Origin of the sequence: Modestobacter sp. Leaf380 (assembly GCF_001424485.1) — a bacterium.
Taxonomy (GTDB): domain Bacteria; phylum Actinomycetota; class Actinomycetes; order Mycobacteriales; family Geodermatophilaceae; genus Klenkia.
The window spans coordinates 18933-38342 of sequence record NZ_LMQC01000012.1 but is presented as its reverse complement, the minus strand read 5'-3'; the positions used below and the strand labels follow the sequence as shown (position 1 = coordinate 38342).

Below are 19410 nucleotides of genomic sequence, written 5' to 3'. Positions count from 1 at the left end.
GACCCCCGGAGGTCACCATGGCCGACACCACCGTCCTCACCGCCCAGCTCCGCGCCCTGATGCTCCTGACCCAGACCGAGGAGCAGGTCGCCCGCACCCGCGTCGCCCAGGCCCGCACCGAGGCCGTCCGACGCGAGCTGACCCAGAACGCCGACAACGCCGCGTCCCGCACCGAGGCGATCACCGCCCAGCTGCGCGAGCTCGGCGGCGTCCCCGACGTCGTCACCCCGGCGCTGGGCCGCCTCGGCGCCATCGTCAAGGCCACCGTCGAGCAGGCCGGCCCGCTCGACGAGGCGCTGCTGGGCGACCTCGCCCTGGAGCACCAGCTGCTCGACCGCGCCACCTACCTCAAGGTGCTGGCCCAGACCGCCGAGCTGCCCCGCGTCGTCCGGCTGGCCGAGCGCCTGGTCACCGCGCACACCGCCACCGTCGAGTGGCTGACCGTCGTGCTGGCCGAGACCGCCCTCGGCGGCCCCGCCGCGCTCAAGGCCACCCCGCTGCAGCGCGTCACCGGCGGCGCCACCCGGCTGGCCTCGATGCCGGCCCGCTACGTCGCCGACTCGGTGAACAAGGTCATCGACTCGACCAGCCAGGCCACCGACGCCGTCCAGGCCAAGGTCGACGCCGCCGCCGCGCGGGCCACCACCTTCGCCGGCGCCGTCCGCGAGTCCCTGGCCGTGGGCCGCGACGCCTCCCTGCAGAAGGGCGAGAAGGTCGCCCGCCGCGAGGGCGAGCGCGAGGTCGCCGAGACCATCCACGAGACCCGCACCGAGCTGGGCGCCCTGGACGCCGCCGAGCTGCCGATCGCCGGCTACGACGCCCTCACCGGCGCCGACGCGGTCAAGGCCGTCAAGGAGCTGACCGCGGCCGGCGACATCGAGGCCGTCATCCGCTTCGAGGAGACCCACAAGGACCGCACCTCGGTCGTCTCCGCCGCGCAGACCCGGCTGGCCGCGCTGGCCAAGGAGGCCGTCGGCATCAGCTGACGCCGCCCGCACACGACGAACGCCCTCCCCGTCATCGACGGGGAGGGCGTTCGGCGTTCAGTCGCCCTTGACGTTCACGACCTGGCGCAGCGTGTGCCGGACCTCCACGAGGTCGGCGGCGTCGGCCATCACCTGGTCGATCGGCTTGTAGGCGTCGGGGTGCTCGTCGAGGAACGCGTCCGAGTGACCCCAGGCGACCCCGGCCATCCGGGTGTCCAGGTCGGCGCGGTCGAAGAGCTTGCGCGCCGCGGACCGCGAGTGGCTGCGGCCCGCGCCGTGCGGCGAGGAGTGCAGCGAGGGCACGTTGCCCTTGCCGACCACCACGTAGGACGCCGCCCCCATCGACCCGGGGATCAACCCGAGCTCACCGGCCCGGGCGGAGATGGCGCCCTTGCGGGACAGCCACACCTCCCGGCCGAAGTGGGTCTCCCGGGCGGTGTAGTTGTGGTGGCAACCCACCTCCTCCTCCCGGACGACGTCGACCGACAGGAAGCGCCCGAGCTGGTCCAGCACCCGGTCCATCATCTCCTCGCGGTTGAGGAAGGCGAAGCGCTGCGCCCAGAACAGCGCCTCCAGGTAGGCGTCGAACTCCGGCTCGCCCTCCACCAGGTAGGCGAGGTCCCGGTCGGGCAGCGGGATGAAGCGCGTGCGGCACTGCTCCTGGGCCACCGCGATGTGCCGGCCGGCGAGCTTGTTGCCGACCCCGCGGGAGCCCGAGTGCAGGAACGACCACACCCGGTCCTGCTCGTCCAGGGACACCTCGATGAAGTGGTTCCCCGAGCCGAGCGAGCCCAGCTGCAGCGGCCAGTGCCGGGCGACCGCGTCGGCCTGCTCGACCCCGGCCATCGCCCGCAGCTCCTCGACCCGCGGCGCGGCGCTCTCCCGCACGGACGTGTTCTGCCGCCCGGCCGACAGCGGCACGGAGCGGCTGATCTGCTCGTGCAGGACCGCGAGGTCGCGCCCGGCCAGGTCGGCGGCGGTGAACTGCGTGCGGACGGCGGCCATGCCGCAGCCGATGTCCACCCCCACAGCGGCCGGGATGATCGCGCCGTCGGTCGGCAGCACCGAGCCGACGGTCGCGCCCCGGCCCAGGTGGGCGTCGGGCATCAGGGCCACGTGCGGGTACACGAACGGCATGGTCGCGGTGCGCTCGGCCTGCTCCCGGGTGTTGTCCTCCAGGATGGACGCCCAGTTCACCAGGCGTGCGTTGATCTTCTCCATCGTCCTTCCACTCCTCAGGGGCTGTTGCGGGCCGGCGCCGGCCGAGGAGTGAGTGAACGCGAGAAGGGCAGGCAGCGCCTCCCCTTTTCAGGCGGGGCGCTCGCCCCGCAGCTCGTCGTCGTCGAAGGCATCGCGGTGCTGGTCCCAGGCGGTGGCCGGGTCGACACCCAGGGCCAGCCCGATGTCAGCCCAGTCGGCGCCCGCACGGCGGGCGGCGAGGACGGCGGCCGAGTCGTGCTCGTGCGCCTTGCGCGAGATCGCCTCGCCGAGGGCCAGCAGCTCGAGGGCCTCCTCGGAGTCCAGCGAGGTGTCCTGGGCGTGCACGTCGGCCCAGACGGCGGGCGGCGCGGCGTCGTCCTCGTCGGGCAGGACGGCGACGACGTTGCGGGAGGTGGCCTCGGCGTCCTTGCGCGTGAGGTACGACAGCCGGTTGGCGGCGGCGCTCAGGGACAGCTCGTCGTCGAGGACCTCGGGGGTGATGGTCACCGTCCCAGGGTCCGCGTGATCACCACAGGTCGCTCGTGGTGTCCAGCAGTTTCAGGCCATCGGGTGTCGCCACACCGTTCCAGCGTGGCCGCGCGTGGCCACCTGCTCACCCAGGCGGAGGAGTCGAGGAGCGTTCGAGGTGTAGAACGGCCCGCCGGAGCCGATGACCTCACCGTGAGCTGGGTGACGCGACGAGCGCCGGGACAGCTGGCGGCCGCCCTGGCCGACGGCGAGTCCGTCGTCGCCGTGTCCGACTGCGTCCCGCTCAGCGAGTCCCTCGAGGGACCGCCCGACCAGGCCGTGCGCACCGCGGTGCTCACCGACCGCTCGCTGTACTGCAGCGTCGGGGACGCCGACGTCGTCCCGCTGCCCTTCACCCGGATGCGCGAGCTGAGCCGGCGCGGGATCGCCCTGCTGTTCTTCCGCATCGACGACAGCCACGCGACCTGGGAGCTGCGGGACCCCCGCTTCGCCGCCCGCGCCGAGAAGCGCTTCGCCGCCCACGGCCTGGCCGCGCACCGCAGCTGGGTCGGCACCACCCGCGAACCCGGACGCGAACCCGCCGCGTTCCGCCACCAGGCCCACCTGGACCTGCTGCACCGGCTCTCCGCCGGCGCGGACCTCGCCGACGCGGTGCTCGAGCAGCGCACCGTGGTCGACCAGCTGGTCTTCGACACCACCGGCGACCGGGCCGCCTCCCGCGCGGCGATCAGCCGGCTGGCCAAGGTGCACCGTCAGCTGCACGCCGACCTGCTGGTGCTCGCCGAGGCCGCGCCCAGCCTCGCGCTGGCCCAGCACGCCATGGTGCTGCTGGCCCAGCCCTCCCCGTGGGAAGGCCCCCAGCTCGCCGAGCCCGACGAGGGCCCCAGCGCCGCCGAGCTCGCCGGCCTGCTGCCCGACGCGCCGCCGGTGTGGGTGCCTGCCGAGCGAGCCCCCGCCTGACCCCGCGGCCTGCGGTTCAGCCGACGAGGGTGACGACGTCCTCGGCGCAGCCGTAGGCCAGCGTCACCCCGGCACCGCCGTGGCCGTAGCAGTGCACGACCGGCCGCGCCCCGGCATCGACCCGTTCCACCCGTACCGCGGGGCGGGCCGGTCGCAGACCCACCTGGTGGGCCAGCACGCGTGCCCCGGCCAGCGCGGGCACCAGCGCGACCGCCCGGGCCCGCACCGCCTCCGCCGTCACCGGGCGGACGTCGCGGTCCTCGTCGCCCTCGTCGGCGCTGCCGCCGAGCACGATCGTCTGCAACCGGGGGACGACGTAGGTCAGCGGGTCGGACTGGTCCAGCAGCCACCGGGTCAGCCCCACCTGCTCGACGACGACGACCTGCCCCCGGACGGCCTGCACGCTGCGGTCACCGGCCAGCTCGCGGGCGCCGAGGCCCGCGCAGTCCACGACGACGTCCCCGGACAGCTCGTCCAGCGACCCCACCCGCTGACCGGCCACACGCACCCCGCGGGCGGCCAGGGTCTCCTCCAGCCAGGCCAGGTGCACGCCGGTGTCGACGACGGGGACCGTGAGGGTCCAGCCGTCGGCGTACCCCTCGGGCAGCTCGGCCGCCGGCACCCGGTCCAGGGTGGGGACGGCGTCGCGCCACCACGGGTCGGGGGAGACCTCGCGCAGCAGCTCGGTGCCGGTGCGCATCCGCACCCCGGCCGGGCCCTCGACCAGGCCGGCCAGGGCCGCGTAACCCAGGGCGGCCCACCGGGTCACCGCCCGCTCGGGGTGCGCGCGGTACGGGTACCAGAGCGCGGCGGCCACGCTGGACGTCGTCGCCGAACCCCGGGCGGCGGCCACGACCGACACCCGGTGCCCGGCCTCGGACAGCCGCAGCGCGCACGCCAGGCCGACGATCCCGGCACCCACCACGGTCACGCGCACGGCGCGATCATGCCGTGCGCGCAGCCTCCGCGGTCAGGAGACGACGACGCCCTTCCAGAACGCGACCCGGTCGGCGATCTCGGCGGCGGCCGCCTTGGGGGAGCGGTAGGTCCAGGCGGCGTCGGCGTTGGTCTGCCCGTCGGCCTGCACCGAGAAGTAGCTGGCCTCGCCCTTCCACGGGCAGCTGCTGGTCGCCGCGGACTCGACGAGCGCCCCGGGGGTCACCGAGGACAGCGGGAAGTAGGCGTTGCCCTCGACGGTGACGATGTCGTCGGACTCGGCGATGAGGGAACCGTTCCAGGTGGCAGTGGTCATGCCACCAGTGTCCGCCGCTACCAGCGCAGCGGCTGCACGGCGCGGGAGTCCGCCGTCCGGCAGGCCCGGCAGTGGCCCCAGGTCAGCAGATGCACCGGGGAAGCCTGACCGCCGCACTCGGGGCAGGACTCGGCCTCGTCGTTGGCCTCCTGGGCCAGCCGCACCTCGGTGGCCCGCGTCTGGTGGATGGTCTCGTCGCCCGCGCAGGGGCAGCCGAGGTGGTCGTCAACGCAGCGTCCAGGCCGTGCGGCCATGGGGTGCCTCCAGGTGTCCCGGACGACGCTACCGATCCTGCGGCAGCGGGTCGACCCGCCGCAGGAACGAACGCATCGACAGGTGGTGGGACAGCGGCTCCCGGTGCTCGTCGCACGCGGTCCAGGTCTTCTCCCGGTCCGGGGTGTGGATCTTCGGGTTGTTCCAGACCAGCGTGTGCCTCGCCGGTGCCCGGCAGCCCTTCGCGGAGCAGACGACGACGTCGGGTGCGTTCACCGGGCCGACACCTCGGGGACGGGCAGCGGGTGGGAGGCCATGGCCCTGATGGTGCGCCTACCCGCCCCGACCGCTCCGGCATGGGATCCCCCGCATACCGCTGGAGCCCCCAGCCGTATGCGGTGGATCCCCTGCCTCAGCGGGGTGCGGTTGGGTGTCGCGGGGCGCTGACCTGCACGGGAGCGGTGGCGCTGGCCTCCGCGTGGGGCATGATCACCGGGTGGTCGAGGTGGCGTTGTGGGGGACGTGGGCGCTGGGCGTGCTGCTGGTCGTCGCCGCGCACACGGCGGACGTGGCTCGCCCCTCCGCCTGGCAGGGCTCCCGGCTCTTCCTCGGCGTGCTGCTCCTGGCCGGTGCGCCGGGTCAGCTCGATCTCACGGATGACGCCCAGCTCACCGTGATGACCGGAGGCATCGCGCTGGCGGCCGTCGCGATCACGGCGGTCCGGCAACCCCCGCATCGGCCTTCGATGTCGTCGTTCGAGGGTGCCCGCCGGTGAAGCGGGGGGCGGCCTCGGCGGACGACGTCGCAGCGGCTCCTGGTCGGCTGCGCACCGGGCGACGCTGCGGTGTCCTCGCGGTCGGCGTCCACCTGGTCGCCATGGGCTGGGTGGCGTGGTCGTCCACCGGGCTGGTCGTGTCCGTACTGCTGGCCGCCGGGACGCTGCTGGGACTCGTCTCCCTGGTCTTCCTCCGACGGTCGTGGCAGGCACTCCCGGGGGAGGCCGGGGTGCGCGGCGACCGGTGGGCGCGGGTCACCGGGGTGGCGTGGGGCGCAGCGGTGGCGCTGAACGTCGTCGTCGTGGGGAACGGGGCACCGGCCTGGGTGCCGGTGCTGCAGGCCGGGCTCGTCGCCGTGGCAGCGGTGGCGTTCGTGGGAGTGCTGGTGGCTGCCCGGCCGTCCCGCGGACGCCGCCCGGCAGGGAGCAAGGACGCCGGTCCGGTCAACTCGACATCACCCACAGAGCCGCCGTCACCACGGCACTGACGACCGCGCCGGCCGCCAGGAGGGCGGCGTCCCTCGGGCGGTCCCAACGAGCGGCGAGGACCACCGCCACGAGGGGCAGGCCGACGCTGGCGGCACCCGACAGCAGTACGCGGGTGTGTGCCCGGGCGACGTCGGTGCTCGTGGGCGCCTGCCCCGAGGGCGCCCAGGGGGAGGTCACCGCCCAGCCCCACAGCACCAGTGCCAGGGTCAGCCACGCCACGGTGAGGGCAGCGAGCCACCGGTCCTTCGCCATCGCACGGTTCGGGTGGTCACCGGGGCCCGTCACCGTGCCACCTCCGGCCGCCCAGGCATGGGATCCCTTGCACATCGCAGGAGCGCCCAGCCGTATGCGGGGGATCCCATGCCACGGCGGGTGCCGGGGTCAGCGGGCGGGGGCGGCCACGGCCTGGCCCGCGCCGAACCAGGACGTCGGCGCCCCGGTCTCGACGACGCGCTTGCCGAGGGGGAAGAGCCCGACGAGGGCGAGCTTGAAGCTGGCGATGCCGAACGGGATGCCGATGACCGTCAGGCAGAACCCGATGCCGGCGAGGACGTGGATGAGGGCCAGCCACCAGCCGGCGACGAGGAACCACACCAGGTTGCCCAGGGCCGAGGCCAGGCCCGCACGGGGGTCGCGGACCGTGGTGCGGCCGAAGGGCCAGACGACGAAGGACGCCAGTCTGAACGAGGCGATGCCGAAGGGGATCGTCACGATGAAGACGCAGGCGATCACCCCCGCCAGCAGGTAGGCCAGGGCCAGCACCCAGCCCTGGAAGACCAGCCACACCAGGTTCAGCACGAGTCGCAGTCCGTCCACACCAGGACCACGAGCGGTGCGGCAGTGGTGTTCCCCGTGTCCGTGCCCCCACGGAGGGTGAGGCTGTGCGTACCCGGTGCGCCGACTGGGCGCGTGGTTGGGCATGATCAAGCGGATCATTCCCGTGTCGCAATGGAGGAACCCCGTGACCACGCCCCAGGACCCGAACTCCTCGCAGGGATGGGGCCAACAGCAGCCGGGCCCCGGTGGCCAGCCGCCGCAGGGGCAGCAGCCCCAGGGCCAGCAGCCGCAGGGTCAGCCGTGGGGTGCTCCCCAGCAGCCCGGCCAGTTCGGCGCCCCGCAGGGCCAGCCGGGTCAGCCGGGCCAGCAGTGGGACGGCCAGCAGCCGGGGCAGCCGTGGGCCGGAGCCGGCGCGTCGGGTCAGGTCGAGGAGCCGAAGAAGTCGGGTTGGAAGAAGCGTCTGCCCGCCGTCATCGGCGCCGTCGTCGCCGTCACGGTCTTCGCGCTCGTGCGCAACGGCCTCTTCGCCTCCGACCCGGAGGCCGGTGACTGCACCAACGGCAGCCTGACCTCCCTGGAGGTCGTGGACTGCGACGACTCCGAGGCCACCTACCGGATCGCCGGGGTCCTCGAGGACGTCAGCGGTGACGAGCTGCGCGCCGACGACTCGCTCTGCCTGACGGAGTGGCCGAACTCGGTCGCCTACGCGGTCGACGCGGACAGCCAGAGCGAAGAGGGCACCGGATACTGCTTGGAGTCCATCTCCTGACCCCGTCGCACGCCCCGACCTCGGAGGACGCATGACCACCCCCGACCAGCCCGAGGGCACGCCCCCGTCGGGCCAGCCCCAGGGACCCCAGCCCGGTCAGGGCTGGGGGCAGCCCCCGCAGTCGGGTCAGCCCGGCAGCGCCCAGCCCGGCCAGCCCGGCCAGCCCGGCCAGCCCTGGGGGCAGCCCGGGCAGCCACCCCAGCAGCCGTGGGGACAGCCCGGACCGCAGGGGCAGCAGCCGTGGGGTCAGCAGGGCGCACCCCAGCAGCCGTGGGGCCAGCAGGGGCAGCCCGGACCGGGGCAGCCGTGGGGACAGCAGGGCCAGCCCTGGGGGCAGCAGGGCCAACCCGGACCCGGTCAGCCCTGGTCGGGGCAGCAGGCCTTCCACCAGCTGGACCCGCAGAAGGCCGGTGCCCGCAAGTGGCTGCCGATCGTCGGGGGTCTGGTCGGGCTGCTGGTGGTGGTCAGCCTGCTCGTCAACGGCTTCGGGGGTGACCCGGAGCCCGGTGACTGCGTGCAGAACACCGCCGCCGACATCGAGGTCGTGGACTGCGACAGCGACGACGCCGACTACCGGGTCGTGGGTGAGGACGAGGAGCGCGACGACCTCACCCAGTCCGAGTTCATGAGCAACGACGACACCTGCTCCCAGTTCGACGGGGTCGTCTACCAGGTCTGGATCGGCGCCCTCGACGACGACGACGCCGAGGGCGACATCTACTGCCTGGGCCCCGTCTGACCCACCGGTCGCGCACCACCACCGACCCGTCCGGCAGCTGCCGGGCGGGTCGGTGGCGTCCCGGGGGAGGGCCGGGTCAGTTCTCCGCGACGGTGATCGCGGCGTTGACCAGCGCCAGGTGCGACAGCGCCTGCGGCAGGTTGCCCAGGAACGCGCCGGTGTCCGGGTCGACCATCTCGGCCAGCAGCCCGACGTCGTTGGGCACGTCCTGCAACCGGTCCATCAGCGCCACCGCCTCGTCCCGCCGTCCGCACAGGGTCAGCGCGGACACCATCCAGTACGAGCAGGCCAGGAAGACGCCCTCCTCGACGTCGACGCCGCTGTAGCGGTAGAGGTGCGGGCCGCAGCCCAGCTCGGCGCGCAGCGCGTCCAGGGTGGAGCTCATCCGCTCGCCGCGGTCGAAGCCGCTGATGGCGTGCAGCAGGATCGAGGCGTCGAGCATCCCGCTGCCGGGGTACCAGAGGTAGGCCCCCTTCTCGGCGTCCCAGGCGTTGTCCTGCACCCACGCGCTGATCCGGCCGGCCTCGGCGCGCCAGCGCGCCGGGTCGCCGGGGATCTGCCCGGCCTCGGCCAGCTCGACGGCCTTGGTGAGCGCCTGCCAGCAGCCCAGCTTGGACGTCGTGTAGTGCTGCGGGTCGTGCAGCTCCCACATGCCGGCGTCCTTCTGCTGCCACCGGTCGCAGGCGGTGTCGGCGATGGCGGCGAGCATCCGGCCGGTGTCGGCGTCCAGCACGTTCCCGTGCTCGACGTACAGCGCGACGATGGAGAACAGGTCCCCGTACACGCCCAGCTGCAGCTGGTGGGACGCACCGTTGCCCTCCTGGACCGGTGCGTTGCCGCGCCAGCCGGGGACGTCGGGTTCGTCCACGCCGTCGGGGACGTCGCCGCCCAGGGTGTAGCAGACGTGCGGCTCGGGGCCGTGCCGGCGGATGGTCGACAGCAGCCAGCCGATGGCGCCGTGCGTCTCCTCGCGCAGCCCGAAGCGGAACAGGGCGGTGAGGGCGTAGGCGGAGTCGCGCACCCAGGCGTACCGGTAGTCCCAGTTCTTGCCGCCGGCCAGGGACTCCGGCAGCGAGGTGGTGGCCGCGGCGACCATCGATCCGCTGGGGGAGTGGATGAGCAGCTTGAGCATCAACGCGCTGCGGCGCACCGCCTCGTCCCAGGGCCCGTCCCAGGAGAACGCGCGGTGCCAGGCCTGCCAGTTCGCCACGGTGCGGTCGATGCCCGCGTCGACGTCCTCGGCAGCGGCCAGGAAGAGCGGCTCGCGTTCGGTGGCGACCAGGCCCAGCAGGTGCCGTGAGCCCGGCGCGGTCGTGTACGCCACGTCGATGCGCTGGTCGGCGACCCGGACCTCGTCGGCGCCGCTGGTGCGCACGGCCATGGTCAGGCCGTCGACCCGCAGCACCGGGCCGTGCGCGGTGTCCTGCACCCAGGGGGAGAAGCGGTTCAGGCCGGTCCCCGGCCGGACGGCGGCCTGCAGGGTGACCGTGCCGGTCAGCCCCTCGATGCGCCGGCCCAGCTCGGCCCAGGGCAGCCGGCCGGCGACGCCGGTGTTGAGGGAGTCGGTGACCCGCACGCTGCCGGTCGCGGTGTGGAACGTCGTCGCCAGCACGTTGGTGTGGTCGACGTAGGCCCGCTGCACGGTGAAGTCGGTGGTGGGCCGCAGTTCGATGCACCCGCCGTTCTCGGCGTCCAGCAGGGCGCCGAAGGCGAGGGTGCGGTCCATCTCGGGCAGCGGCAGCCAGTCGATGGAGCCGTCGCGGGCGATGAGGGCGATGGTGCGGCCGTCGCCGATGGCTGCGTACGTGCGCAGGTCGGCGTAGCCGGCGTCGTCCCGTTCGGTGACGGCCGTGGTCTCGGCCGTGCCCCAGCGCAGGCGGGACGTGCCTGCGCCGGGGTCCGTCGTCGTCGTCACGGGGTCGGCATGCCGCCGTTGACGTTCAGGGTCTCCCCGATCGTGTAGCCGGACTCGGCCGACGCCAGGTAGACGTAGGCGCCGGCGAGCTCGGCGGGCTGCCCGGCGCGACCCAGCGGGGTCTCCTTGCCGAACTCGGGCAGGTTCTCCGGGGGCTGCCCGCCGGAGGCCTGCAGCGGGGTCCAGAACGGGCCGGGGGCCACGGTGTTGACGCGGATGCCCTGGGGCGCGAGCTGCTGGGCCAGCGCCTTGCTGATCGTGTTGATCGCGGCCTTGGTGGTCGCGTAGTCGACCAGCCCGGGGGCGGGAGAGTAGGCCTGGATCGAGCTGGTGGTGATGATCGTGGAGCCGGCGGGCAGGTGCGGCACGGCCTCCTGGACGACCCAGAACACCGAGTAGACGTTGGTCTTGAACGTCGCGTCGAACTGCTCGCTGGTCAGGTCGGCCAGGTCGTCGACCCAGGTCTGCTTGCCGGCGACGAGCACCAGCGCGTCGAGCCCGCCGAGGGCCTCGACGGCGGTGCGCACCAGGGCGCGCGCCTCGGACTCCACGGACAGGTCGGCGGGGGCGAGCACGGCCTTCCGGCCGGCCTCCTCGACGAGCTTCGCGACGTCCTCGGCGTCGGACTGCTCCGCGGGCAGGTAGTTCAGGACGACGTCGGCGCCCTCGCGGGCGTAGGCGATGGCGGCGGCCCGGCCGATGCCGGAGTCGGCGCCGGTGATCAGGGCCTTGCGGCCCTCGAGGCGGCCGGACCCGCGGTAGGTCTTCTCCCCGTGGTCGGCGCGAACGTCGAGCTCGGTCTCCAGGCCGGGGGCGTCGATGCCCTTCTCCGGGTAGCCGTCGGTGCGGTACTGGTCGACAGGGTTGGTGAAGGTGTACTGGTCGGACACGGGTGTCTGCCTCCGGTGCTGAGCGGGTGGGGCGGGCCGCTGGTGGCTGAACGACCAAGCGCTGCTTGCCCTGGTGGGGAGGGGCTCAACCGGTGTCGCCGCACACCCCGGCCTACCGTCGGGGCAGTCGTCGTCACCGATCCAGAGAGGCCCCGATGAGCACCCTGCCCGCAGGACCCCCGGCACCGCGTCCCCCGGCGGCGGGCCCGTCGCGGTTCCTGGTCCCGGTCGCGCTGGCCGTCATCGTGGCGTCGGTGGTCGGGCTGTTCCTGATCAGCGACTCGCCCGCCGCCGGGGTCGACGACTGCATCGCCCAGGCCGGGGACGGCGGGATCGAGGTGGTGGGCTGCGATGAGCCGGCCGCGGCCTACCGGGTGGTCGGGGTCCTGGAGGACACCCGCGGCGCGCAGTCCCAGCCGGCCTGCGCGGCCGCCTACCCGCAGACGACGGCCAGCTACTTCGACGGCGAGGCCACCACGCTGCCGGGCCGGGTGCTCTGCCTGATCGCCGCCTGATCGGACCCGTCTGATCGGACGCGTCTGATCCGAGCCGCCACGGCCCCGGCCGTGGCAGGGTCGCGGGCATGGACTCCGGACCCGACTCGGTCGTCATCTGCTCCCCGCTGCGCACCCCGGTCGGCCGGTTCGGCGGCGTCTTCGCCGGGCTGACCGCGACGTCGCTGGCGGCCACCGTGCTGCGCGAGCTCGTGGCCCGCACCGGGCTGGGGGAGGGCGAGGTCGACGACGTCGTCCTGGGGCAGTGCTACCCCAACGGCGAGGCCCCGGCGATCGGCCGGGTCGCCGCGCTGGACGCGGGCCTGGGGGTCGACGTGCCCGGGCTGCAGGTGGACCGGCGCTGCGGCTCGGGCTTGCAGGCGGTGCTGTACGCCTGCATGCAGGTCGCCTCGGGTGCCGGCCGGGTCGTCGTCGCCGGCGGGGTCGAGTCGATGAGCCAGGTCGAGCACTACGCGCTGGGCCTGCGCACCGGGGTGCGCGGCGACGGCACGATGCTGCACGACCGGCTGGCCCGGGCCAGGGAGACCGCCGGCGGGGTCCACCACCCGGTGCCCGGCGGCATGCTGGAGACGGCGGAGAACGTGCGGCGTGAGCACGACATCGACCGGCTCGCGCAGGACGCCTGGGCGCTGCGCTCGCAGCAGGCCGCCGGCGCGGCGGTGCGGGAGGGCCGGTTCGCCGACGAGATCGTCGGCGTCGAGGTGCCGGGCACCCGGAAGGTCCCGGCCCGCACCGTCACCGAGGACGAGCACCCCCGCCCGGACACCACGATGGCCGACCTCGCGGCGCTCCGGCCGGTCATGGGCCGGGTCGACCCGGGCGCGACCGTCACCGCGGGCAACGCCTCCGGGCAGAACGACGGCGCCGCGATGTGCGTCGTCACCACCCGGGCCGAGGCCGACCGCCGCGGCTGGGAGCCGTTCCTGGCGCTGCGCGGCTGGGCGGTCGCCGGGGTGCCGCCGGAGACGATGGGCATCGGCCCGGTGCCCGCGGTGGCGAAGGTCCTGGAGCGCACCGGCCTGACGCTGGCCGACATGGACCTGATCGAGCTCAACGAGGCCTTCGCCAGCCAGGTGCTGGCCTGCCTGGGCGCCTGGGGCCTGGAGGGCGGCGACCGGGGCCGGGTCAACGTCAACGGCTCGGGCATCTCGCTGGGTCACCCGGTCGGTGCCACGGGCGCCCGGATCCTGGCCACGATGGCGCACGAGCTCAAGCGCCGGGAGGCCCGCTTCGGCCTGGAGACGATGTGCATCGGCGGCGGCCAGGGTCTGGCCGCCGTGTTCGAGCGGGTGGTCTGACCGCGGGTCTCAGCCCGGCGGCGGGGCGGTGGAGCCGCGCTCGCGCAGGACGGGAGCGATGAGGTCCTCGGTGGCCTCGGGCTCGTTGTCGTCGCCGGTGCCCAGCTGGGTCAGCAGCAGGTCGGCGGCGCGGCTGGCCAGCACGTCAGCCCGGTTGTCGACCACGGTCAGCGGCGGGGACCAGAAGCCCCAGAACGGCTCGTCCTCGGTGAGCACCACCGACAACCGGCCCGGCACGTCGATCCCGAACTCGCCCAGCACCGGTAGCACCCCGAAGGACGCCTCGTGGTTGGTGACGACGAGACCGGTCGGCGGGTCGGCCAGCTGCAGCATGCGCCGGGTGGAGTCCACCCCGAAGGTCGTGTGGAAGGCGCCGCGGCAGACCAGGTCGTCGTCCACCGGCAGGCCGGCGTCGGCCATCGCGCCGGCGAAGCCCTCGTGGTGGAGCCGGCCGGAGGTGACGTCCGGGGGACCCTCGATGGCCGCGATCCGGGTGTGCCCCAGGGCGATCAGGTGCTCGGTGGCCAGCCGCGCAGCCGTTGCGTAGTCGCTCATGACCGAGGGGGCCCGGGCGCCGGGGACCTCGCGGTTCATCGTCACCACGGCGCAGCCGGCGCCGACCAGGCCGTTGACCAGGTCGCCGTTGGCCCCGGACCCGGCGACGACGACGCCGTCGAGCCGGTGGGTCCGGACGGTGTGCAGGAAGGCGGCCTCGCGGACCGGGTCGCCGCCGGTGGTGCAGATGAGCACCTGCTGGCCGTTCTCGGCGCCCCAGGCCTGCAGCGTCTCGGCGATGACGTGGAAGGTCGCGTTGCGCAGGTTGTTGACCACCAGCCCGACGAGGCCCGAGCGGCGGGTGCGCAGGGCGCTGGCCATCCGGTTGGGGTGGTAGCCCAGCTCGACCGCCGAGGCGGCGACCCGCCGCCGGGTGTCGGGCAGGACGGCGGGGTGGCCGGACAGCGCGCGGCTGGCGGTGCTGGTGCTGACACCGGCGTGCGCCGCCACGGCGTTGAGGGTGACGGGCACGGGTCCTTCTTACCGGTCCCCGTGATCTCCCAAACCCCCAGGAGATGCGAAACCCGCTGGTCATGGTGTGGATCCGAGGTCCGGACCGTCGTACCCCCGGTCCACCATCACCGGGTCGGAGCACCCCGTTCGAGCAGGAGGCACCGTGTCGGCACCGAACCCGGACGAGCCCGTCGTGGACCTCTCCCGCGCGCCGGCCGCGTCCTCGGTCGCCGTCCGGGACCGGTTCCGCCGCCAGGGACGCCGGGACACCGCACCCGAGCTCGCCGTGCGCCGCCGGCTGCACGCCCGCGGGGTCCGGTACCGGGTCGACGTCCGACCCGGCCGGGGCACCCGGGCCCGTGGGGACCTGGTGTGGAAGGGCCGCCGGCTGGTGGTCTTCCTCGACGGCTGCTTCTGGCACGCCTGCCCGACGTGCGGCCACCTGCCGCGGGCCAACGCCGGGTGGTGGGCGGCGAAGCTGGCGGCGAGCTCCGCGCGGGACGCCCGCACCGACGCGGTGCTCCGCGCCGAGGGCTGGCGCGTGCTCCGGTTCTGGGAGCACGAGGACCCCGAGCAGGTGGCCGATGCGATCTGCGCGGCACTCGGTCGTGGGTGAGGCGACCGGCGGCCGGGGGAGAGACCTCCCGGCCGCCGGGCACCGGACCCCCCACAGAGGCCCACCGTGCTCGCGGTGGAGAACGGCTGCCCGGGGTTCGCCCCCGGGCCGGTGATCGGTTCACCTCCGGCGGGGGGCTGCCCAGGACCAGTTGGTTAGGCTAGCCTCAGTTGAACGCCCCCGTCGTCCGCGAGCCCCGCAGCCCCCAGCCGAGGAGCGGCCATGAGCACCGCCACCGAGACCACTGTCGCCGAGACCGCCGCCGCAGTCCCGATGAGCTACCGGTTCTTCACCGCCTCCGTGGTGCGCACCGAACGGCTCTCGCCGAGCTTCCTGCGGATCACGCTGACCGGTCCGGACATGGCCGGTTTCGGGTTCGCCGGGGACGACCAGCGGTTCAAGCTGATCCTGGCCAACGGCGGGGCGTCGGTGGCCGACCTCCTCGCCTCGGCCGGCCCGGACTGGTACGCCCGCTACTGCGCGATGCCCGAGGACAGCCGGCCGTACCTGCGCACCTACACCGCGCGGGCCTTCCGTCCCGAGGTCGCCGAGCTCGACGTGGACGTCGTGCTGCACGGCATCGCCGAGGACGGCACCCCCGACCCGCACGCCGGCCCGGCCGCCACCTGGGCCGCGACCGCCGTCCCCGGCTCGGAGGTCGTGCTGCTGGGCCCCGACCGGCCGGGCACCGGCCGGATGTGGGGTGTGGAGTGGGCGCCGCCGGTCGAGGCGGACACCCTCTTCCTGGCCGGTGACGAGACCGCGGTGCCGGCCATCGCCGGGATCATCGAGAACCTGACCGGCGGGCAGCGCGTCGTCGCCGTCCTCGAGGTGCCGGGGGCCGCGGACTTCCTGTCGCTGCGGCTGCCGCCGGGCGTGGACGTGCGCTGGCTGGCCCGCGGCAGCCGCGCCCGCGGGGAGCTGATGGAGCCCGCGGTGCACAAGGCGCTGACCGAGCTGGGCATCGCCCGGCCGGCGTCCGGCGCCGAGGTGGAGGACGTCGAGGACGAGATGGTCTGGGAGGTCCCGGAGGCCGGCGCGCACACCCGCTGCTACGCCTGGCTGGCCGGTGAGGCGGGGGTGGTCAAGGCGCTGCGCCGCCGCCTGGTCCGCGACCTGGGCGTCGACCGGGACTCGGTCGCGTTCATGGGCTACTGGAAGGTCGGTGCGCGCGGCTGACCGTGCTGCTGATCGACACCGCCAACGTGCTGGGCTCCCGGCCCGACGGCTGGTGGCGGGACCGCGCCGGGGCCACCGCGCGGTTGCTGGACCGGGTGGCGGGCGTCGACTGGCCCGCCGTGGCGACGCCGTCCGGGTCACCGGTCGACGCGGTCGTGGCGGTGGTCGAGGGCCGGGCGCGGGACGTGCCCGAGCCGGCCGGCGTCCGCCTGGTCCGGGCGCCCGGCAGCGGGGACGACGCGATCGTCGCCACCGCCGCCGGGGAGTCCGACGTCCTGCTGGTCACCGCCGACCGGGGTTTGCGGGCCCGGCTGCCCGGGGCCGAGACGGTCGGCCCCGGGTGGCTGTGGGCGGTGCTGGACTAGACCGCGGTCAGCGTGACCCGGCGCGGCGCCGGGCGGCGTCCGGGCAGGGTGGCGACGAGGGCCAGGGTGAGCGCGACGCCGTCCTCGAGGAGGCCGGCCTGCCAGTCGGGCACCCGGTTGCCCGCCCAGCGGCGGAAGCCCAGCCCGCCCCACGACCCGGCGGCGGCACCGGCCAGCCCGGCGAGCATCGGGACGGCGGCGTTGGCGTCGGCGCGGGCGGACAGCGCCCCGGCACCCGCGGCGGCCGAGGCCAGCCGGACCGGCAGGCCGGAGGCGCTGGTGCGCTCGGGCACGCCGGGCTGCTTGTCGCCGTAGAGCTCGGCGCCGATGGCCGCCAGCGCCCCGACCTTGCGGACGGCGCCCGCGGCCGGGTTGGTCAGCGCGGGTGCCGACAGGCCCAGCGAGCTGCGGCACCCGGTGGCGACGCCGAGCAGCGCGGAGCGCAGCGTCAGCCCGGCGGAGGCCTTGAGCTTCGGCTTGTCCGAGGGGGAGGGGATGGCCTCGACGACGGCGTGCACGGCGGCGCCGTAGGCCAGGTGCGGGAGGGCGTCGGAGACCCAGTCGGTGCCCGACCAGTCGCGCGGGTCGCTGACGCCCAGGGCCGTCGTCGTCCCGTCGGTGAGGGCCATCGCGGCGGCGCCCACGGCGACCGCGCCGACCGGGGCGGGCAGCCGGACGCCGGCGGTGCGGGCCAGGCTGGCGAGCACGCCCACCGCGACGCCGTTGCCGATGCCCGACAGTGCGCCCAGCGCGGTGCGCCGGTTGTCCTTCTCGCCGCGCTTGCCCGGGACCTTGCGCCCGGCCGCGTCGGCGAGGGCGTCGATGGTCTCCTCCGGGGTGCTGCTGGCGTCGCGGCCGCGGAGGGCCATGTCGAGGTGGGTGACGGCATTGAGGACGGTGGTGCCGGCCGCGCCCGCGGCCAACCCCCGTGTGAAGGACCCGGTCATGGTCCGACCGTGCGGTCGCCGGGGCCGCTCGGCAACCCGGTGGGCGCCGTCACGTGCGGACGATCACGGGCCGGATGAGGGCGTTTCGGGGGCGCCGTCCAGGTCCGGCTGGCACGGTGGAGTCAGCGCCCGAGGTCGTGTGCCGCCCCCGCCACCCGCGCCCCTCCTTCTTCTCTGTCGAGGTACCCCCGTGTCTGCTCCCTCCTTCCTGCGTGCCCGCGAACCGGTCGCCGGGCTCGTGCGCACGGCCGCCGGCCGGGCGCCGCTGCCCTCGCTGGGCCGGCTGCGCACCGCCGTCTGCGCGCTGTTCGCCCTGGACGGCTTCGTCTTCGGCTCCTGGGCCGCCCGGGTGCCCGGGGTCAGCGCGCAGGTCGGCGCCGACCACACCGCACTGGGCATCGCGCTGCTGTGCCTGTCGGTCGGCGCGCTGGCCTGCATGCAGCTCACCGGTGCGCTCGCCGCCCGGCTGGGCGCCGGCCTGGTGGCGTCGCTGGCGGCGATCGCGTTGTGCGTGGGCGCGGTGCTGCCCGGCCTGGCGACGTCGGTCGCCGGGCTCTGCGCCGCGCTGCTGGCGTTCGGTGCGGTGACCGGGATGGTCAACGTCGCGGCCAACAGCGTCGGCGTGCAGGTGGAGGCCCGCGCGGGCCGGCCGCTGCTGTCGGGCATGCACGCCGCGTTCAGCTTCGGCGGGCTGGGCGGTGCCCTCCTCGGCGGGGCGGCCGCCTCCTTCCTCGACGTGCTGCCGCACTTCGTCGTCGTCGCGGGGCTGGGGCTGCTGGTCACCGCCTGGGTGGTCCCGGTCCTGGTGGGTGCGGACGCCGACCCCGCCGTCGCCCGGCAGCCCGTCGTCCGCCGGGCCGCGGCTGCCTCCCGGCCCACCGCGGCACTGGTCGTGCTCGGCGCGATCGCCGGGGCCACCGCCTACGGCGAGGGCGCGCTGACCGACTGGGGTGCCCTGCACCTGCGCGAGGACCTCGCCGCCTCTCCGGTGCTCGGAGCCGCCGGGTACGCCGGGTTCGCGCTGACCATGGCGCTGGGCCGCCTGGCCGGCGGCACGCTGGTCACGCGGATCGGTGAGCGCCGGCTGCTGGTGGGCGGTTCGCTGCTGGCCGCCGTCGGTGCGTTGGTCGTGGTGACGACGTCCTCGGTGCCGGTCGCGCTGGCCGGCTTCGGCGTCGTCGGGCTCGGCCTGGCCAACGTGTTCCCGCTGGCGATCGCCCGGGCCGGCGCCCTCGGCGGCGCCTCGGGGATCGCGCTGTCCACGACCGTCGGCTACACCGGGCTGCTCGGCGGGCCGCCGGTCATCGGGTTCCTGGCCTCGCACGCCGGGCTGCCGGTCGCGCTGGGCACGGTGGCGCTGCTGGCCCTGGTCGCCGCGGTGCTGGTGCTCTGCCTGGACGGCGCCCGGGTGCGGCTGCCCGCGCTCCCGGCGCTGCCCGCCCTGCCGGTGCTGGACCTGGCCCCGGTGCACCGCGCCGCGGGGGACCTGCGGCTGCTCGCGGTCAGCTGACCCCGGGGCCCGGGTAGAAGCCGTTGGAGACGCCGAGTCGTGCCTGGGCGACCTGGTCGGCGGTGGGCAGCCGGTGCACGCTGTCGCGCAGCGCCTCCAGGGTCGCCGCCCGGTTGGCGTGGAAGACGGCGTCCGCGTCGCCGGCGGCGGGGTTGACCCACACGGCGGCGATGACGACGTCGTCGTCGCACTGCTCGGGGGCGAGCACCCCCTCGGCCACGGCGTCCGCGACCCCGGCGGCGACGCCGGCCTGCGCAGCACCCCAGGTCAGCCGCTGGTGGGTCTCGCTCTGCGGCGCGGACTTGGTGACGAAGAGGGTGAACGGCTTGACCGCCGTCCCGGGCCGCAGGCAGACGACGAACGGCGCGTGCCCCTGCGACGGGGTGGCCAGCGCCGTCGCCCAGGCGGTGCCGACCGGGCCCGTCCGCGGGCCGAGCACGGTGTTGACGTGCGCGGCGTCGACGCCCTCGCCCTGGAAGCTCTCACCGATCAGCACGCGCGACCTCCGGGTCCGGTGA

Annotated in this window: 25 protein-coding genes; 12 read left to right on the top strand and 13 right to left on the bottom strand. The window is 75.1% G+C overall.

Features of this window, described 5'->3' with window-relative positions:
- The first annotated feature begins 17 nt into the window (after positions 1-17).
- Positions 18-986, top strand: coding sequence for a hypothetical protein (locus ASG41_RS08110; protein ID WP_056292513.1), 969 nt, complete (start codon positions 18-20; stop codon positions 984-986).
- Positions 987-1043: 57 nt separating this feature from the next.
- On the opposite strand, the gene ASG41_RS08105 is transcribed toward ASG41_RS08110, so the two are convergent.
- Both ASG41_RS08105 and ASG41_RS08100 read right to left on the bottom strand, forming a co-directional pair.
- On the bottom strand, positions 1044-2207 hold the full coding sequence (locus ASG41_RS08105; RefSeq protein WP_056292510.1) for an RtcB family protein: 1164 nt from the start codon (positions 2205-2207) through the stop codon (positions 1044-1046).
- A gap of 87 nt (positions 2208-2294) precedes the next feature.
- Positions 2295-2693 (bottom strand): hypothetical protein, encoded by a 399-nt coding sequence (locus tag ASG41_RS08100; protein WP_056292508.1) that lies wholly within the window; start codon positions 2691-2693, stop codon positions 2295-2297.
- A gap of 183 nt (positions 2694-2876) precedes the next feature.
- On the opposite strand from ASG41_RS08100, the gene ASG41_RS08095 reads away from it, so the two are divergent.
- Complete coding sequence (locus ASG41_RS08095; RefSeq protein ID WP_157519197.1) at positions 2877-3635, top strand: hypothetical protein; 759 nt, start codon at positions 2877-2879, stop codon at positions 3633-3635.
- Between the two features lie 16 nt (positions 3636-3651).
- On the opposite strand, the gene ASG41_RS08090 is transcribed toward ASG41_RS08095, so the two are convergent.
- From ASG41_RS08090 to ASG41_RS08075, 4 genes are read right to left on the bottom strand one after another with little or no spacing between them, the layout of a single operon-like run.
- On the bottom strand, positions 3652-4572 hold the full coding sequence (locus tag ASG41_RS08090) for an FAD-dependent oxidoreductase (RefSeq protein ID WP_056292480.1): 921 nt from the start codon (positions 4570-4572) through the stop codon (positions 3652-3654).
- A gap of 33 nt (positions 4573-4605) precedes the next feature.
- On the bottom strand, positions 4606-4887 hold the full coding sequence (locus ASG41_RS08085) for a DUF427 domain-containing protein (RefSeq protein ID WP_056292477.1): 282 nt from the start codon (positions 4885-4887) through the stop codon (positions 4606-4608).
- Between the two features lie 17 nt (positions 4888-4904).
- Entirely contained in the window at positions 4905-5141 is a 237-nt protein-coding gene (locus tag ASG41_RS08080) for a hypothetical protein (protein WP_056292474.1), read from the bottom strand.
- Positions 5142-5169: 28 nt separating this feature from the next.
- A complete protein-coding gene (locus ASG41_RS08075; protein WP_056292472.1) occupies positions 5170-5376 on the bottom strand; it encodes a hypothetical protein in 207 nt (68 codons plus the stop codon).
- 220 nt (positions 5377-5596) lie between these two features.
- Between ASG41_RS08075 and ASG41_RS08070 the strand changes: the two genes are divergently transcribed.
- Entirely contained in the window at positions 5597-5875 is a 279-nt protein-coding gene (locus ASG41_RS08070; RefSeq protein WP_056292468.1) for a hypothetical protein, read from the top strand.
- Complete coding sequence (locus ASG41_RS08065; RefSeq protein WP_056292466.1) at positions 5872-6363, top strand: hypothetical protein; 492 nt, start codon at positions 5872-5874, stop codon at positions 6361-6363. Before ASG41_RS08070 ends, ASG41_RS08065 begins: the two co-directional genes overlap by 4 nt.
- Here ASG41_RS08065 and ASG41_RS08060 read toward each other — a convergent pair.
- Both ASG41_RS08060 and ASG41_RS08055 read right to left on the bottom strand, forming a co-directional pair.
- Complete coding sequence (locus tag ASG41_RS08060) at positions 6320-6649, bottom strand: hypothetical protein (protein WP_056292464.1); 330 nt, start codon at positions 6647-6649, stop codon at positions 6320-6322. The genes ASG41_RS08065 and ASG41_RS08060 overlap by 44 nt on opposite strands.
- Positions 6650-6745: 96 nt before the next feature.
- A complete protein-coding gene (locus ASG41_RS08055) occupies positions 6746-7180 on the bottom strand; it encodes a YccF domain-containing protein (RefSeq protein WP_235564641.1) in 435 nt (144 codons plus the stop codon).
- A 145-nt stretch (positions 7181-7325) separates the two neighbouring features.
- Between ASG41_RS08055 and ASG41_RS24220 the strand changes: the two genes are divergently transcribed.
- Together ASG41_RS24220 and ASG41_RS24215 are read left to right on the top strand one after the other, a co-directional pair.
- Positions 7326-7910, top strand: coding sequence for a hypothetical protein (locus ASG41_RS24220; RefSeq protein ID WP_056292461.1), 585 nt, complete (start codon positions 7326-7328; stop codon positions 7908-7910).
- A gap of 31 nt (positions 7911-7941) precedes the next feature.
- A complete protein-coding gene (locus ASG41_RS24215; protein ID WP_056292459.1) occupies positions 7942-8649 on the top strand; it encodes a hypothetical protein in 708 nt (235 codons plus the stop codon).
- Between the two features lie 76 nt (positions 8650-8725).
- Here the strand turns inward: ASG41_RS24215 and ASG41_RS08040 are convergent, their stop codons facing one another.
- On the bottom strand, positions 8726-10564 hold the full coding sequence (locus tag ASG41_RS08040) for a glycoside hydrolase family 15 protein (protein WP_235564639.1): 1839 nt from the start codon (positions 10562-10564) through the stop codon (positions 8726-8728).
- Positions 10561-11454, bottom strand: coding sequence for an SDR family oxidoreductase (locus ASG41_RS08035; RefSeq protein ID WP_056292457.1), 894 nt, complete (start codon positions 11452-11454; stop codon positions 10561-10563). The genes ASG41_RS08040 and ASG41_RS08035 overlap by 4 nt, the downstream gene beginning before the upstream one ends.
- 155 nt (positions 11455-11609) lie before the next feature.
- Here ASG41_RS08035 and ASG41_RS08030 point away from each other — a divergent pair, with 155 nt between their 5' ends.
- A complete protein-coding gene (locus tag ASG41_RS08030) occupies positions 11610-11969 on the top strand; it encodes a hypothetical protein (RefSeq protein WP_056292455.1) in 360 nt (119 codons plus the stop codon).
- A 68-nt stretch (positions 11970-12037) separates the two neighbouring features.
- Positions 12038-13267, top strand: a complete 1230-nt coding sequence (locus tag ASG41_RS08025) for an acetyl-CoA C-acetyltransferase (RefSeq protein ID WP_056292453.1) — start codon at positions 12038-12040, stop codon at positions 13265-13267.
- 9 nt (positions 13268-13276) lie between these two features.
- Here the strand turns inward: ASG41_RS08025 and ASG41_RS08020 are convergent, their stop codons facing one another.
- Positions 13277-14293, bottom strand: a complete 1017-nt coding sequence (locus tag ASG41_RS08020; RefSeq protein ID WP_056292451.1) for a LacI family DNA-binding transcriptional regulator — start codon at positions 14291-14293, stop codon at positions 13277-13279.
- Positions 14294-14438: 145 nt separating this feature from the next.
- On the opposite strand from ASG41_RS08020, the gene ASG41_RS08015 reads away from it, so the two are divergent.
- From ASG41_RS08015 to ASG41_RS08005, 3 genes are all read left to right on the top strand, one after another.
- The gene (locus tag ASG41_RS08015) at positions 14439-14891 is read left to right on the top strand and encodes a very short patch repair endonuclease (protein ID WP_200938788.1); all 453 of its coding nucleotides are present in this window, start codon (positions 14439-14441) and stop codon (positions 14889-14891) included.
- 222 nt (positions 14892-15113) lie between these two features.
- Positions 15114-16070, top strand: a complete 957-nt coding sequence (locus tag ASG41_RS08010; RefSeq protein ID WP_056292449.1) for a siderophore-interacting protein — start codon at positions 15114-15116, stop codon at positions 16068-16070.
- Between the two features lie 2 nt (positions 16071-16072).
- Positions 16073-16435 (top strand): hypothetical protein, encoded by a 363-nt coding sequence (locus ASG41_RS08005; protein ID WP_235564638.1) that lies wholly within the window; start codon positions 16073-16075, stop codon positions 16433-16435.
- Here ASG41_RS08005 and ASG41_RS08000 read toward each other — a convergent pair.
- Positions 16432-17382 (bottom strand): hypothetical protein, encoded by a 951-nt coding sequence (locus ASG41_RS08000; RefSeq protein ID WP_056292444.1) that lies wholly within the window; start codon positions 17380-17382, stop codon positions 16432-16434. The genes ASG41_RS08005 and ASG41_RS08000 overlap by 4 nt on opposite strands.
- Before the next feature lie 190 nt (positions 17383-17572).
- Between ASG41_RS08000 and ASG41_RS07995 the strand changes: the two genes are divergently transcribed.
- The gene (locus ASG41_RS07995; protein ID WP_235564636.1) at positions 17573-18892 is read left to right on the top strand and encodes an MFS transporter; all 1320 of its coding nucleotides are present in this window, start codon (positions 17573-17575) and stop codon (positions 18890-18892) included.
- Here ASG41_RS07995 and fae read toward each other — a convergent pair.
- Complete coding sequence (gene fae, locus ASG41_RS07990) at positions 18885-19388, bottom strand: formaldehyde-activating enzyme (protein ID WP_056292442.1); 504 nt, start codon at positions 19386-19388, stop codon at positions 18885-18887. The two genes, ASG41_RS07995 and fae, sit on opposite strands and share 8 nt — an antisense overlap.
- Positions 19389-19410: the final 22 nt, after the last annotated feature.

Coding starts and splice junctions, on each gene's coding strand:
- ASG41_RS08110 (WP_056292513.1), top strand. CDS start 18: ATGGCCGACACCACCGTCCTCACCGCCCAGCTCCGCGCCCTGATGCTC.
- ASG41_RS08105 (WP_056292510.1), bottom strand. CDS start 2,207: ATGGAGAAGATCAACGCACGCCTGGTGAACTGGGCGTCCATCCTGGAG.
- ASG41_RS08085 (WP_056292477.1), bottom strand. CDS start 4,887: ATGACCACTGCCACCTGGAACGGTTCCCTCATCGCCGAGTCCGACGAC.
- ASG41_RS08080 (WP_056292474.1), bottom strand. CDS start 5,141: ATGGCCGCACGGCCTGGACGCTGCGTTGACGACCACCTCGGCTGCCCC.
- ASG41_RS24215 (WP_056292459.1), top strand. CDS start 7,942: ATGACCACCCCCGACCAGCCCGAGGGCACGCCCCCGTCGGGCCAGCCC.
- ASG41_RS08030 (WP_056292455.1), top strand. CDS start 11,610: ATGAGCACCCTGCCCGCAGGACCCCCGGCACCGCGTCCCCCGGCGGCG.
- ASG41_RS08025 (WP_056292453.1), top strand. CDS start 12,038: ATGGACTCCGGACCCGACTCGGTCGTCATCTGCTCCCCGCTGCGCACC.
- ASG41_RS08010 (WP_056292449.1), top strand. CDS start 15,114: ATGAGCACCGCCACCGAGACCACTGTCGCCGAGACCGCCGCCGCAGTC.
- ASG41_RS08000 (WP_056292444.1), bottom strand. CDS start 17,382: ATGACCGGGTCCTTCACACGGGGGTTGGCCGCGGGCGCGGCCGGCACC.